This window comes from Curtobacterium sp. MCBA15_008, from assembly GCF_001865065.1.
Lineage (GTDB): Bacteria > Actinomycetota > Actinomycetes > Actinomycetales > Microbacteriaceae > Curtobacterium.
The window spans coordinates 144,675-159,243 of the sequence record NZ_MJGN01000010.1; the positions used below are offsets into that span (position 1 = coordinate 144,675).

General features: G+C 73.8%; 14 protein-coding genes. 6 read left to right on the plus strand and 8 right to left on the minus strand.

Going from position 1 to position 14,569, the window contains the following annotated elements; translation table 11 throughout:
• Positions 1-19 precede the first annotated feature (19 nt).
• The 5 genes from BIU96_RS05005 to BIU96_RS05025 form a co-directional block, all read right to left on the minus strand.
• Positions 20-646 (minus strand): SIS domain-containing protein, encoded by a 627-nt coding sequence (locus tag BIU96_RS05005; RefSeq protein WP_071291504.1) that lies wholly within the window; start codon positions 644-646, stop codon positions 20-22.
• Entirely contained in the window at positions 643-2,037 is a 1,395-nt protein-coding gene (locus BIU96_RS05010; RefSeq protein WP_071291505.1) for a glycosyltransferase, read from the minus strand. The genes BIU96_RS05005 and BIU96_RS05010 overlap by 4 nt, the downstream gene beginning before the upstream one ends.
• Positions 2,034-3,035, minus strand: a complete 1,002-nt coding sequence (locus BIU96_RS05015; protein WP_071291506.1) for a glycosyltransferase — start codon at positions 3,033-3,035, stop codon at positions 2,034-2,036. The genes BIU96_RS05010 and BIU96_RS05015 overlap by 4 nt, the downstream gene beginning before the upstream one ends.
• Before the next feature lie 124 nt (positions 3,036-3,159).
• The gene (locus BIU96_RS05020) at positions 3,160-4,299 is read right to left on the minus strand and encodes a glycosyltransferase family 9 protein (RefSeq protein ID WP_083402671.1); all 1,140 of its coding nucleotides are present in this window, start codon (positions 4,297-4,299) and stop codon (positions 3,160-3,162) included.
• Positions 4,296-4,847, minus strand: coding sequence for an HAD-IIIA family hydrolase (locus BIU96_RS05025; RefSeq protein WP_071291507.1), 552 nt, complete (start codon positions 4,845-4,847; stop codon positions 4,296-4,298). The genes BIU96_RS05020 and BIU96_RS05025 overlap by 4 nt, the downstream gene beginning before the upstream one ends.
• 100 nt (positions 4,848-4,947) lie before the next feature.
• Between BIU96_RS05025 and BIU96_RS05030 the strand changes: the two genes are divergently transcribed.
• The 3 genes from BIU96_RS05030 to BIU96_RS05040 all read left to right on the plus strand — a co-directional run bounded on the left by BIU96_RS05030 (position 4,948) and on the right by BIU96_RS05040 (position 7,509).
• Positions 4,948-5,934 (plus strand): glycosyltransferase family 9 protein, encoded by a 987-nt coding sequence (locus BIU96_RS05030; RefSeq protein ID WP_071291508.1) that lies wholly within the window; start codon positions 4,948-4,950, stop codon positions 5,932-5,934.
• Between the two features lie 73 nt (positions 5,935-6,007).
• A complete protein-coding gene (locus BIU96_RS05035) occupies positions 6,008-6,364 on the plus strand; it encodes a PRC-barrel domain-containing protein (protein ID WP_071291509.1) in 357 nt (118 codons plus the stop codon).
• 35 nt (positions 6,365-6,399) lie between these two features.
• Entirely contained in the window at positions 6,400-7,509 is a 1,110-nt protein-coding gene (locus BIU96_RS05040) for an SGNH/GDSL hydrolase family protein (protein ID WP_139199819.1), read from the plus strand.
• Between the two features lie 31 nt (positions 7,510-7,540).
• Here the strand turns inward: BIU96_RS05040 and BIU96_RS05045 are convergent, their stop codons facing one another.
• Entirely contained in the window at positions 7,541-8,398 is an 858-nt protein-coding gene (locus tag BIU96_RS05045; RefSeq protein WP_071291511.1) for a universal stress protein, read from the minus strand.
• 107 nt (positions 8,399-8,505) lie between these two features.
• Here BIU96_RS05045 and BIU96_RS05050 point away from each other — a divergent pair, with 107 nt between their 5' ends.
• Both BIU96_RS05050 and BIU96_RS05055 read left to right on the plus strand, forming a co-directional pair.
• A complete protein-coding gene (locus BIU96_RS05050) occupies positions 8,506-8,967 on the plus strand; it encodes an NUDIX domain-containing protein (RefSeq protein WP_071291512.1) in 462 nt (153 codons plus the stop codon).
• Between the two features lie 272 nt (positions 8,968-9,239).
• Positions 9,240-11,141 (plus strand): collagen binding domain-containing protein, encoded by a 1,902-nt coding sequence (locus tag BIU96_RS05055; protein WP_175477461.1) that lies wholly within the window; start codon positions 9,240-9,242, stop codon positions 11,139-11,141.
• Positions 11,142-11,620: 479 nt separating this feature from the next.
• On the opposite strand, the gene BIU96_RS05060 is transcribed toward BIU96_RS05055, so the two are convergent.
• Positions 11,621-12,985: an MFS transporter gene (locus tag BIU96_RS05060; RefSeq protein WP_139199821.1), complete on the minus strand. Its 1,365-nt coding sequence runs from the start codon at positions 12,983-12,985 to the stop codon at positions 11,621-11,623.
• 251 nt (positions 12,986-13,236) lie between these two features.
• Positions 13,237-14,250 (minus strand): hypothetical protein, encoded by a 1,014-nt coding sequence (locus BIU96_RS05065; protein ID WP_071291515.1) that lies wholly within the window; start codon positions 14,248-14,250, stop codon positions 13,237-13,239.
• Between the two features lie 63 nt (positions 14,251-14,313).
• Between BIU96_RS05065 and BIU96_RS05070 the strand changes: the two genes are divergently transcribed.
• Positions 14,314-14,517: a hypothetical protein gene (locus BIU96_RS05070; protein WP_071291516.1), complete on the plus strand. Its 204-nt coding sequence runs from the start codon at positions 14,314-14,316 to the stop codon at positions 14,515-14,517.
• Positions 14,518-14,569 lie beyond the last annotated feature (52 nt).

A 14,569-nucleotide genomic window follows, 5' to 3' on the forward strand; every position in this document is an offset into this window, starting at 1 on the left:
GCGGCGCGGTCGGCGGCGGTCATCGGCGGCCTCCGCGGCGGAGCGTCGGCTCCATCGCACGGCACAGTGCGTGCACGAGGACGAGCTGCGCCTCCTGCACGTTCGCCGACGGACCGTCGATGCAGATCGCGTCGTCGACCGCCTCGGCGAGCGGGTTCGGCCGCGCACCGGTCATGGCGATCGCACGGGCACCGACCGCCCGTGCGGCCTGCGCGGCACGGAGCAGGTTCGGGCTCTTCCCGCTCGTGCTGAGCAGCACGACGACGTCCCCGGCGCGGGCGTGCGCCGACACCTGACGGGCGAAGACCTCCTCGTAGCCGTAGTCGTTCCCGATGGCCGTGACGGCGGAGGACTCCGCGTGCAGCGAGATCGCCGAGTAAGCGGGGCGGTCGCCGTCGAAGCGGCCGACCAGCTCCGAGGTCAGGTGCTGCGCCTCGGCCGCCGAGCCTCCGTTGCCCGCGGCGAGCAGGCGCCGCCCGGCGACGAGCCGCCCGGCGATGTCGTCCGCCCAGTCGGCGATGTGGTCCTTGTGGTCGACGAGCGACGCGATGACGGGGACGGAGGCCGCGACGTGGTCGAGCACGACGCGCGCGCTCTCCGTCGTGGTCTCCTCGCCGACGGTGCCGGTCTGCTGCTCGATGGTCATCGTGCGGTCCTCTCCGTCGGGTGGGCGGAACGGACGGGCCGTCCCGGTCGTGCGGTGCGGGCGCGGCCCTGGCCGTCGCCGGGGAGCGGGGTCGACAAGCCCGCCGGCGACAGGCCAGCGGCCGCGGCGACGCCGTTCCCGGCGCTGCCGCTCCCGGCGCTGCCGGCGATGAGCCGCTCGTAGACGCGTTCGCTGTCCGCGGCGACCTTCTGCCACGTGTAGCGGTTCTCGGCGCGCTCGCGCCCGGCACGGCCGTACGCCTCACGGCGCTCCGGGTCGTCCAGCAGCCCCGCGACCGCAGCCGCGACCGCCGCTTCGTCCCGCGGCGGGACGTGCAGGCCGGTGGCGTCCTCCACGACGGTGTCGATGAGGCCGCCGACGCTCGACGCGACGACGGGTCGCCCGCAGGCCATGGCCTCGAGCGGCACGATGCCGAACGGCTCGTACCAGGGCGCGCACACGACGACGTCGGCGCTGCGGTAGACGGCGGGCATGTCGTGCTGGCCGAGCTGCCCGCGGAAGGTCACGTGGTCACGGACGCCGAGCGACCGGGCGAGGGCGTCCAGGCGCTGGTACTCGGGGTCGTCCGCCAGGTCGGCCCCGGCGACGCCGGCACCGCCCACGACCACGAGCTCGACGTCGCGGCCCGCGTCGACGAGCGCTGCGAGGGCGGCGATGGTCGTACCGACGCCCTTCCGTCGCACCAGCCGCGAGGCGGTGAGGATGCGTGCGGGACGACCGCGCTCCTCGACGGCGCGTCCGTCACCGGCCGGCTGGAACAGGGAGACGTCGACGCCGCACGGCACCACCGAGATCCGGTGCAGCGGAACGCCGAGGGTCTTCAGCTCGAAGGCCTCGTCGGAGCACGTCGCGACGACCTGGTCGACGCTCCGGCCAACGGCGGGTTCGACCCACTCGCGTCCGGCAGGACTCGTGTCGGCGGACCCCTGGTGGCGGCGCTTCACGACGCCGAGGGCGTGGAAGGTCTGCACGACGGGGATCCGGATGCCGCCGGTGCGGGTCTGCACCTGGGCGACGGCGTCGAGGGCGGCGTGCCCGGACATCCAGAAGTGCGCGTGCACGACGTCGGGACGGTCGACGAACCACTCCGCCGCGAGCACCGACGCGAACGTCCCCATGAACGGGAAGAGCTCGTCCTTCGGGACCGCACGGGCGGGACCGGCATCGACGTGCACGACCTCGACGCCGGGTCGCAGCAGTACCCGGACCGGTTGCGCGGCGTCGTCGCGCCGTGTGTAGACGGTGACCTGGTGGCCACGGTCGGCCAGGGCACCGGACAGCTCGGCAACGTGGACGTTCTGTCCGCCGGCGTCGACTCCGCCGAGCACGGCGAGCGGGCTCGCGTGCTCGGACACCATCGCGATCCTCATCGCAGGCTCCCTTCCAGCGCGGCTCCCGCCGCACGGTTCCGTCGCGCACCGCGCGTGACGGCGTCGTCGAGCAGGTCCTCCCAGTCGGCGGTAAACCGACCGAGCGCGTGCCGTGCGAGCACGGCTTCGCGGGCGACGGCACCCCGTCGTCTCGCCTCCTCGGGGTCCTCCAGCAGCGTCCTGGAGGCGCGGACCAGGTCCTCGACGTCCGTCGCGATCGCGCCGGCACCGTCCGGCACCGTGCGGGGCGCGTCCGTCGTCGCGAGGACGAGCACCGGCATCGCCATGTGCATCGCCTCGATGAGCGACAGGCCGAGGGAGGTCCAGCGGTTCGGGTGCACGTACGCGCGCCGCTCGGCGAGGGCTGCGTGCATCGGGTCGGCCGGGACGTCGCCACGTGCGACGACACGGTCGCCGAATCCGAGCTCCGGCAGCCGTTCCGTCCCGATGCCCCAGACGTCCACCGGGGCGACCTCGGCGAACCGGGGGAGCAGGTCCGTCCCGACCACGCGGTTGCGGCGGACGGGTTCGTTGATCACGACGCCGAGGCGGTCGAGCGTGCCGGTGTAGAGCGGGCCCGGATCGACGACGCCGTGCTCGACCACCGTGGTGCGGGTGGAACCGCAGTCCCACATCAGCGCGTTCCAGTGGGTGACGTGTGCGATCAGCAGGTCGTCCCGGTCCCGGAGCGGGTGCAGGCTGTTCGGCACGTCGATCCGCGGGGCGTTGTGCTCGACGAACACCATCGGGACGTCGCGACCGCCGAGCAGGCGTCGTGCTTCCTCGAGCTCCTCGGTGCGCTGCAGCACGACCACGTCGACCTCGGCGTCCGCGACGTCGGCGGGGTCGATCTCGATCGCACTGTCCGGCCAGGCGCGCCCGCCGCGGCCGAGCCCCCAGGCGTCGCGCGCCGGGGTCGTCGGGATGAGGTACTCGTGCGGGCCGCGGACGAAGGCGTCCATCCAGCCACCGTGCACGTGCCACACGAGGATCCGCATGCAGTGCCCTTCGGTCGATCGGTCAGGAGGAGGAGAAGAAGTAGAAGGAGAAGCAGTGGCGCACGCTACGCAGCGCCTTCTGGGGTGCTCCGCAGACTTCTCGCTTCCATCCGCGAAGCGCGGTTCACCCCATCCGGGATGCGCGGTCGAGCAGTCGCCGGTGTGCCGCGAGCACGTCCTCGACCCGGACCGTCGACAGGCACGGGTGGCCGGGGACGGGGCACTCGCGGGCGCGGCTGAGCCGGCAGGGCGCCCCCTGGTCGCCGAGCAGTTCGACGAACGGCGGCCGTGCCGGGTCCGGCGAGTAGGGCGCCCACTTCACGGCCGGGACCACGGGCGAGAACAGGCTGACGATCGGCGCACCGACCGCGGCGGCCAGGTGCGCGGGACCCGTGTTGCCGACCACGACCACCTCGGCACCGGCGAGCACGGCGGCGAGTTCGGCCGGGCTGGTCCGGCCGCCGAGGTCGATGCCGGTGTCACCCGCGACCGCCGCCGTCAGCGCGGTCTCACCGGGGGATCCGGTGACGACGACGGGTGTGCCCTGCTCGGCGTACGCGGCCACCAGTTCCCGGTGGTGGGACTCCGGCCAGGAGCGTGCCGGCACGCTCGCGCCGGGGTGCACGACCACGTACCGTTCCAGCCCGGCCACCACCGGGGGCAGGGCGGCGTCGTGACGCACCACGAGCCTCCCGTCATCGCCCGGCGGCAGCCGGAACCCGGCCGCCTCGGCGATCCGCAGCGCGCGCTCGGGTTCCGGCACGTCCTCGGGCAGGTCCTCGCCGGGGCGCAGCCGCACGTCGAGGAGCGAGCCGGGGTGGTCCACGCTCGCGCCGGACACGCGGGCGACGCCGGCGAGGCGGAGGAGCAGCGCGACCGGCAGCGGCGACTGGTGGAACGACGTGAGGACGACCGCTTCGTCCGGACGCTCCCCGGCGACGAGCGCGCGGAACTCGGCGAGCAGGGCGTCGTCGACCGGACGGGCGGTCTCGGTGACCCACGGCGCTGCCCACACCCGGACGCGGTCGATGCCGGGCAGGAGGTCGGCGGCGGGGGAGCCCTGCGGTCCGCACAGCATCGTGACGTGCGCGGCGCCGGCGGCGATCGCCCGGACCGCGGGACCGGTGACGAGGACGTCGCCGAACGAGTCGAGGCGGACGACGAGGACGCGGGGGCGGGCGGCAACCGGTCCGGCGACAGCCGGTCCGGTGGCAGCCGGTCCGGCGGCAACCGGTCCGGTTGCAGCCGGTCTGGTGGCCGTCACGAACGCACCGCGGCCGCGTGCTCCAGGACGAGCTCGACCGCCTCGGCCAGCGAGCCGACCACCGTCGGTGCCGCCTCGACCTCCTCCGGCCGGGTGCGCGGCGTCGGCACGAGGATGCCCTGTGCGCCGGCCGCGAGGGCCGCCCCGACGTCGGCACCGATGTCCCCGACGAGGACGAGCTCCTCCGGCGCCACGCCGAGCCGCTCCGCCGCCTCGAACACCATGCCGGGCCGTGGCTTCCGGCAGTCGCAGCCGTCGTCCGCGTCGTGGGGGCAGACGCACCACACGTCGAACGGCCCGACGAGTTCGTCGACCCGCGCGTTCGTGGCGTCGACCTCCTCGCGGGTCGCCATGCCCTTCGCGATGACGGACTGGTTCGTCACGACCCCGAGCAGCAGGCCGACCGCGCGGGCCCGCTCGACCGCGCGGTGCGCCCCGGGGACCGGCACGACGCGGTGCGGGTCGGCGTTGTACGGGACGTCGATGACGAGGGTGTCGTCACGGTCGAAGAGGAGACCGCGGACGGTGCGGTCGGGAGCGAGAGCCATGCCTCCCGACTACTGGTCCTTCCCCGCACGGCGCCTCAGGAACAGCCGTCGGACGCGTTCCTCGGAGCCCGCTCGGCGTGTCCTGGCTACCGTCGTGCGCGTGACCGCCGTCGACACCCTGCCCCCGTCCGACGGGCGGCCCGACCTGCTCGTGCTCCGTGCCATCAAGCTCGGCGACCTCCTGGTCGCCGTCCCGGCCCTGCACGCGCTGCGACGGGCCTTCCCCGACCACCGCATCGCCCTCGCGACCACCGCCTGGCTCGCCCCCGTCGTCGAGCTGATCCCCGACGTCGACGTGCACCTCGCGCAGCACGGCCTGGACCACCCGATCGGCGCGCCGGCGGGTGCCGTCGACGTCGCCGTGAACCTGCACGGTGCCGGTCCGGAGTCGTCCGACCTCATCGCCGCGCTCGGAGCCCGCCGGGTCATCGGGCACGTCGACCCCACCCACGGCTACGAGGGACCGGAGTGGCCGGACGACGTGCACGAGCGGGAGCGCTGGGCACGGCTCCTCGTCTGGCACGGCATCCCCGCCGACCCGGACGACGTCGGCATCGCCCGTCCCGCGGCCGCCCCGGCCGTCGAGGGCGCGGCCGTCGTCCACGTCGGCGCCTTCCACGGTGCCCGGCACTGGCCGACCGACCGCTTCGCCGACGTGGTGCGCGGACTCCGCGAGCGCGGCCTCGACGTGGTCCTGACGGGAGGCGCGGACGACGTCGTCCGCGCAGCCGCCGTCGCGCAGTCGGCCGGCTTGCCGCCGGAGGCGGTCCTGGCGGGTGCGCTGGACCTGCAGGCCTTCGCCGGCGTCATCGCCGCCGCGCGGCTCGTCGTCACGGTCGACACCGGTGCGGCCCACCTCGCCTCGGCGTACGGGATCCCGTCGGTGGTCGTCTTCGGCCCGGCGCCGCCCGAGGCGTGGGGACCCCCGGCCTCCGGGCCGCACGTGGTGCTGACCGACGCCTCGGTGCGCCGCGGCGACGTCTTCGCGGAGGACCCGGACCCGGCGCTCCTCGCGATCGGACCGGCGGACGTGCTCGCAGCCGTCGACGCCCTCGGGGTGCACGGGGAGTCCGTGGTCTCGCCGTGACCGCGGTCTCCACGCTTCGGTAGCGTCGACTCGGAGCCGTCCGGACACGCCGGGCGCTCGCGAGGAGGCGCACGTGTTCGAAGCCGCGAACATCCGGGACTGGATCGGCCTGCCGGTCGTCGACGAGGCCGAGGACAAGATCGGCACGCTCGAGAGCATCTACTACGACACCGCCACCTCCGAGCCGGCGTTCGGAACGGTCACGACGGGGCTCCCGGGGTTCCAGAAGCTCCTGTTCGTGCCGCTGGCCGGTGCCCTCGTCGCACCGAAGCACCTCCTCGTCGCGTTCCCGAAGAAGCTCGTGAAGGACGCACCGACGATCGCCACCGACGGGGAGCTCGACGCGACGCTCGAGCCGGAGCTGTTCCAGCACTACGGGCTCGAGTACCGCACCGGCAGCGGGGGAGAGCGCCGACTCGGTCGCCGCTGAGCGGGGTCGCTGCGCGCGGTGGCGTGCGCGGTCGCGTGCGCCTGGGTCGACGCGTTAGCCTGGTCCGTCCGACCCGTTCCCTGGAGGCCGCACTGCTCCGCTCCGTCCGTTCGACGCTGCTCGCCGCAGTGGCGGTGTCCGCCGTGCTCGCCGGAACCCTCACCGGCAGCGGACCGGCCTTCGCGGCGCCGATGTGGCCCGTCCCCGCGCCCTACCCGTCCAGCAGCGAGCCGGTCGAGACGCTCGCCGACATCCCGGTCGGCAGCGAGTACGTGGCCCTCGGGGACTCGTACTCGGCGGGGTACGGCCTCGCCGACCCCACCCGGCTGCCGACGGGCGCGTGCGGGCAGTCCGCGCGGGACTACCCGCACCGGATCGCGGCACGGTTCGGCCTCGCACTGACCGACGTCACCTGCGCGGGTGCGACGAGCAAGGACGTCACGAGCGGGTTCCAGTTCAAGGGCGTGCCCCCGCAGATCCGGTCGCTGTCGGACCGTACCCGGCTCGTCACACTGACCATCGGCGGCAACGACGCCGACCTGTTCGGCACCGCCGGCTCGTGCCTCGCGCTCTCGCCGAAGGGCCCGGTGTTCTCCGGCCGCGACGCCCCGTCGTGCCGGAGCACGCTCGTGCAGGACGGCGACGACCAGCTCGGCGCGAAGATCGAGTCCCGGGTGGCGCTCGGCATCGCGGACACGCTCGCTGCCGTCCGGGCCGCTGCCCCGAATGCGGTCGTCGTGTTCCTCGGGTACCCGGCGATCTTCCCGGACGCCGACCACACGCCGAAGGGCGGCTGCTTCCGGTCCGCCCTCGACCTCGGCACGCTGACCGGGTCGTTCCCGTCGAACACGTACCCGTTCACGAACACCGACGTCCGCTACCTGCACAGCGTCCAGCAGCGCCTCAACGACGTCTCGGCGACTGCCGCCCGTGCCGCCGGGGTCCGGTTCGTCGACGTGTTCTCGACGACGCAGGCGCACTCGGCCTGTGCGACGAAGAAGCCGTACGTCGCCGGTGTCTCGCTCGACGGCACGGGCGACCTCCGCCGGATCGACCTCGAGCCGGGCGCACTGCACCCGAACGACCGCGGGGTCGCGTACCTCACGAAGCGCGTGGCCGCGGCCACGCGGACCCTCGCCGGCTGATCCGGCCGCGGCGACGCTCGTGGGGACTGCTTCAGACCGTCCGCACCCGCCGCTGCCGCTCCACCGCCTCGCTGTGTGCGGCCGCCGGGACGACGCACACCGGCGAGGCACTCTCGCGCAGGACGTCGTGCAACACCGACCCGGACAGCGCCCGCACGTGACCGAGCCCGAGCACCACGAGTGAGGCGTGCCGGGTGTGCGAGGCGATCGCGTGCCCGGGGTGTCCCTCGACCAGCAGCGGGCGGAACCGCACGTCGGGGTGTGCCGCCGTCAGCTCGGCCGTCACGCGCGCCAGCAGCTCGGCGTTCCGCGTCCGCCACCGCATCGGGTCCTCGGCGAAGTCCGTCAGCCCGGTCCGGGTAAGCACCGGCATCTCCCACGCCCGCAGGAGCGTCACTCGGCGGTGCAGTCGGCGTGCCTCGTCGCAGGCGATGGCCACCGCCCGTTCGTCGATCGGGTCCTCGACCGCCAGCACGACGTCCCCGTCGATCGGGTGCGGCCCGTCCGGCACCACGACGGTCGGCACCGCGGCACGGGTGGCGACCCGCGCCGGATCGCCGCCGGCGGTCGAGCCCCGACGGCTTCGGAAGGTGCCGATCACCAGCAGGTCCCCGTCGTCGGACTCGTCGACCAACGCCGCGGCGAACGGACCGGCGTGCCGGCGGATGACGACTTCGGCGTCCGGCAGCGCCGCTCGTGCCGCGTCGGCGACCGCGTCGGCGACACGCTTGCCGTCCGGCCCGACCCGCGCCTCGATCGCCGGGTCGACCCCGATGACCCGGACCCGCTCGATGCCGGTCCCGGCGCGGGCGACCACCCAGCGCAGCGCTTCCTCGTGCGGCCTCGCCGCGTCCGCGGCCAGCGTGACCGTCGTCCACCGTTCGTCCATCCCGATCGACCTCCTCGCTCCAGGTCCTCCGGGGGCGTCGCCATGGCGCTCCGTGCCCCGCAAACTACTCCGCCCCGCGGTCCGTCGGCAGGGCGTAGCCTCGGGCTGTGGTGCTGAGCGCTGGACTCCTGCTCTACCGGGTCGTCGACGGTGACGTGCAGGTGTGGATCGCGCACATGGGTGGCCCGTTCTGGAAGCGTCGACCACGCGCGTGGTCGATCCCGAAGGGCCTCGTCGAGGGCACCGAGGACCTGCTGACGACCGCGCGCCGCGAGTTCGCCGAGGAGATCGGCGTCCCCGCTCCGGACGGCTCCGCGGTCGACCTCGGCGAGTTCCGGCAGGCGTCCGGCAAGCGCGTCCGGGTCTTCGCGGTCGAAGCGCCGGACTTCACGGTCGACGCCGTCCGCTCGAACACCGTGCGGGTCGAGCTCCCGCGCGGTTCCGGCCGGTTCGTCGACGTCCCCGAGGTCGACGACGCCCGCTGGGTACCCGTCGCCGAGGCGCGCGACCTGCTCGTCGCCGGGCAGGTCGCCGCGCTCGACGCGCTCGTGGCGCTGCAGGGGGTGTGACCCGTCCTGGGGCTTCCGGTGGCGGGTAACGAACACATGTCGATGTGGACGGACGCCGCGGCGCGTGGATAGCCTGATCGCGTGTCGCGCTGGGGCGATGCCGAACAGGGGAGTGGTACATGCGGCGTTGGCGCGCGATCACGGCAGGACTGACCGGGGTGGTCCTCGGGGCGGGATTGGCGATCGGGGGCGCCACGAGCGCGTCTGCCGCGCCAGCCGGTCACTGGGGCACGTTCACGGTCAGTGGGTCGAGCAAGGCCTACACCGGGACGATGACCCTCCCGGGGTTCCCGGACACGACCTTCACCTCGACGTCGCGGCAGTCGACCGTCATCAGCGGTGCGTCCACGTGGCAGTCCGCGGCGACCGGCCCGGGAGCCAAGTACGGCACCAGCCGGGCGCAGACGTACCTCAACCAACGGCCGAACGTGGACTCGCCGACCGCCGCGGGTGCCTCGACCACCGTTTACACGTTCGACGGAGCGACGCCGGGCGCATCGAGCTGGTCCTTCGTGCTCGGTGACATCGACGCCGACCAGGCGACCATCTCGGCGACGGTCCAGGGTGGCGGCGCCGCCACCGGCGAGCAGCTCGGCTATCAGGGCTCGTACAACTCGTGTTCCGTCGCGGTCGCCGGCGGCTGGTCCTGCTCCGCCGACCCGGACGGCACCACCGGCACCGACCAGCCGACGTGGGATGCGTCCACACGCACGCTCACCGGCAACGACCGCGCGGTCGACACCGCGGGCGCCACCGCCTGGTTCACGCCGACAGCGTCGCTCACCAGCTTGACGATCACCTACCAACAGCGCAGCGGCTTCCCCGTCTACCAGACCTGGTTCGCCAACCGGACCGCGTCGATCAGCGGCACGGCGACGCTCGACGGAACGCGGATCCCCGGAGCGACCGTCACGGTGACGGCGCCCCGCGGAACCGTGTACACCACCACGACAGCCGAGGACGGGACGTACGTCTTCCCGAACCTGCCGGTGATCGCGAACTACCGGGTGGAGATCACACCGCCGCCGAACGCCGAGGGCGATGCGTCGCAGCCCGGCGTTTCACTGGCATCCGCGACCACCCCGGGCGGCGTCGACCAGGTCGTCGACTTCCCCTTCACCTCACCCGACGACACGGCCTCGGTCATCGGCACGGTCGTCGACGCCGACGATCACCCGGCCGCCAACGTCCCGGTGGTCATCATCGACCCGGACGACGGCACGACACTGGTGGACACCACGACGAACAGCGACGGCGTGTACACGGCGTCCGGCCTGCCCGCCGACACCGACCTCGCGATCTCGATCGCCAACCAGGACCCGGTGACCATCCGGACCGGTGACGCCGGTGCCGCGGCCCCTCAGGACCCGATCACGGCGCCGCCGGCGGTCATCGCGACGATCACCGGACTCGTGACGCTCGACGACGTGCCGGTCCCGGCAGGCGTCGTGGTGGACCTGCTCGATGCATCCGGCGCCGTCGTGGGCTCCACCGAGACCGACGCCTCCGGTCGGTACTCCTTCGCAACCGTGGCCGGCGAGTACGCGGTGCGCACGGTCGTACCGGCCGCGGGAGCGACCGGAGCGACGTCGAACTCGGGCATCCAAGCGGTCGCCGGCGCGACAGCCGAGTCCGATCTGCCGTTCGAGACCGCCACCGAGCCGACCGTGGCCACCACCACGCAGCCGGGAACCGTGACCGACACGGACGGCAAGCCCGTCGCGGATCGTCAGGTCGTCGCGACCCCGACCGACCCCACCGCCGGCGATCCGGTGACCACGACGACGGGTACCGACGGCCGCTTCATCCTCGACGGTCTCGCTCCGTCCACCGAGTACACGATCGCCGTCGACGGCGCCGACCCGCAGACGATCACCACGCCGGACACCGGTGCCGCGACGCCGCTCGCGTTCACCGTCCCCGCGGCCGTGGTCACGCCGCCGACCCAGTCGCCGTCGCCGTCCCCGTCGGCCTCGGCACCGCCGTCGACCGGTGGCGGCACGACCCCGGTGTCCTCGGACGGCGGAGCGTCGACCGGCGGCGACCTCGCCTACACGGGTGCCGACCTGACGCCGGGCCTCATCGCCGCGGGCGTGCTCGTGCTCCTCGGCGGCGGGCTGCTGACGTTCCGTGCGGTGCGCAACCGTCGCCGCACGACGCACCTGCAGGACTGACCCCACACGAGCGGGGCGGGTCCGGCGCTGCCGGTCCCGCCCCGCTCGCACGTCCGGGCCGCCACACCGCCGAGGTCGCACGACACGCCGCCGCAGCACGATTAGGACGGTACTTCGTGCGACCTCGGCGTTCGGCCGACGGCAGGTCCTGCCACCTCGGCGACGCCCCGAGGTAGTTCGACCGCGACTGATGCGCATTATGCAAACGCGCGTCCGACGCCGGTCACCCGAGCGACGAGCGAGGAGCGCCTCCTCGAGATGTCGAGACACGCCGCGTATGGTTCACCGAGGGGACACGTTCGGTCGCTTCTGGCGCTCGAGAGCGACACATTGTGCGATCTCGAGCACCCGAGCACCCGAGCGCACGGGCGCACCGAGCGCACGGGCGCACGGGCGCACCGAGCGCACGGGCGCACCGAGCGCACGGGCGCACGAGCGCACCGAGCGCACGGGGCGTCCGCGCGCGCAGCCCGCCCGCGTCAGCGCCGGCGGCGCGTGGGCACCGAGCCCGTGGCCACGGCCACCGACCCGGTCAGGGTCTGGATCGCACGGCTGACCACCGGGATCGAGGTCGTGACGACCGCCAGCGACGAGGTGATCGCCTCGATCGACGACGTCGACAGGTGCTCCTGCGTGTGCGAGTGCACCGGGAAGCCCTTGCGCGCAGCGAGCACCACGCCGAGCGATCCGACCAGGATCACCGCACCGGCGAAGGGCATGAACTGCAGCCCGACGACACCGAGCGCCTGCCCGCCGATCGCCGCACCGCCCGCGATGCCGATGTTCGACGCGCCGTTGATCAGCGCGCCCGCGATGTCGGGGGAGACGCCCCCGGTCCGGATCGCGGCGGCCATGAAGAGCGTGCCGGTGGTGCCGTTGGCGGCCATCCAGACGCCGGCGACGACGATCGTGCCGAGCAGCGACCCGTGCACGAACGGCAGCGCGGCGAACGCGGCGGCCATCACGGCGACGGACACCACGAGGGTCTGCCGCGGAGCCCGGTCGACGAACATGCCGGCGAGCCAGAGTCCGACCACGCCGGTGCCACCGAGGACGAGCAGCGCCCCGCTGACCATGTGGGCGTCGAGCCCGGCGTCGATGGCGTACGGCCCGATGTACGTGTAGACGACGTAGTGCCCGGCGAAGAGCAGCAGGTCGGCCACGACGACGGACAGCAGGCCGGTGCGGGCCCAGGCCTTCGGCGACCCGATGTGGGGTGACGAGGCGCCGTGGACGCTCGGCAGGAACAGCAGCGCGACGATCGCCAGGCCGGCAGCGGCGACGGCGACCGCGCCGACGGCCGGGCGCCAGCCGATGGTCTGTCCGACCCAGGTGGCGACGGGCACACCGAGGACGAACCCGAGGGAGCTGCCGGAGTAGACGAACGCGATCGCCCGGCCGGCCAAGCGCGGCGGCACGATGCGGGTCGCGTACGCCGACGCGACCGAGAAGAACAGGGCGTGGGCGACACCGCCGACGACGCGGCCGGCACAGACCACGGCGAAGGACGGGGCCAGCGCGATCATCACGTTCGACACCGTGTAGCCGACGAGGGTCGCGACGAGCACGGTCTTCCGGGGGAGCCGCGCGGTGAACGACGTCAGTGGGAGCGCCAGGATCGCGACGGCCGCCGCGTAGACGGTGACGACGATGCCCATGCTCGACTCGGAGACGCCGAGGTCGCTGCTCATGACGCCGAGCAGCCCGACCGGCATCAGCTCGGTCGTGATGGCGAAGAACGTGGCGAGTCCGAGCACGGCGATGCCGACGACGGACTGGGTGGTGACGGTGATCGGCCGCGTGTTCGTCGACACGGCCGAGGTGGTTGTGGTGTTGGTGGACACGCTGCTGACCTCCTCCGGGGCACGGTGGAGCACGCGTCGGTGTCGACGTCACGACGACGGGGACCGGACGGATCCGGCCGGCGAAGCGTGCTCGCTGCTGTGGTGGGTGGATGACCCTGTGGATGATGTGGGTACGACTCCACGGCGAGCACGCACAACCAGTGTTGCACGGGCCCCGGACGTGATGGAAGCACCCCGGCCGTGAAAACCCTCGGAGCGCTCCAACGCCCGCGGCTCCGGGGCATTCCCGATCAGCCCTCGTTCGTCACCGTGCCCTGGACCCCGCCCCCGCGGAGCGTCAGCGTCAACGTCCCGCTCATCGACTGGGCCGACAGCGACACCGACCCGTGCAGCGCGTCCTCGCGGGGGTAGCAGGCGGAGGTCGACTCGATGCGGTTCGCCGTCGCCACCAGGCAGATCGTCGACCGGTCCGTCCCGATCGCGGCCCAGACGCTCCAGGGCGTCCGGAACGAGCCGCCGTCGAGCGCGCGGTTCGTGAAGATGAGCCGGGTCGTGCGGAGGCTCACCGACGCCTCCACCGGCCCCGGCAGCTGGTCCGCGTAGGTCTGCGGCTTGTCGAGCAGCTCCTCGAGCGTCACGGCGCCCGCCGTCGGCGTCACGCTCGGTGCGGACGCCTGGTCCTCACGAGCGGTCCCGACGACCGTCCCCGCACCGAAGGCGACCCCGACCGCAGCCGCCACGCCGAGGGCGATCCAGACGCGCGGACGGGTGGTCCAGAGGACACGGGCGGCTCGCGTCCGCCACGACACGGCACCGGCCTGGAGGCGCGGCTCGTCCCCGTCGTCCCCGGTCCTGTCCTCGACGTGGTCACCCCGGGCGGGGTCCGCCCCCGCGGTGTCCCGGCCCGCCACCCGCGGTTCGGCCGTGCCGGAATCGAACGACCCGGCAGCGCGCGGCCCGGCAGCGCGCGACCCGGTGGCGTGCGATCCCGTGCCGAGCGATCCGGCACCGAGCGATCCGGCACCGAGCAGTCCGGGAGCGTCCGGCGCGGCAGCGCCGGATCCGGCGAGCGGGGTGGTGGAGGCCGACCCTGTCGTCGTGGTGCGCCGTGTGGCGGGGGAGGGCGCGCCTCCAGGCCCGCTCGGACCGGTCGCGCGTGTCGGGCCGGCAGCCGACCGCCGTCGACCGCGGTCCAGCTGCTCCAGCGCGAGGCGTGCCGCCGCAGCGTCGGCCTCCGGGGCGGACCCGCCCCATGCGAGCGCCTCGAGCCGTGCTCGTTCCGCTGCCACGTCGTCGTCGGCCATGCGCTCATCGTCCCACCGGGCTCCCGTGCGTGCTCGCCCAGTTCGGGGGCGTAGACGGGTGCGATGAGCGACAAGCACGATCCCGACCCCGAGACCCTCGAGCCGCTGAGCCACGACACGCAGTCCGGCGAGGCGGACTACGTGGCGACGAGCCCGGGTGGCTCCGGTACGGAACGGCACGTCCCGCTGCCCGAGGAGGAGCAGGGTCGCGGCACCGAGTACGACCCCGTCGACCAGGGCCCGCAGCAGGAGGGTCAGGGCGGCTGACGCGGCGGGGTCGCGTGCCCCGAACGCAGCGCCGAACCACGGTTCCGACGTC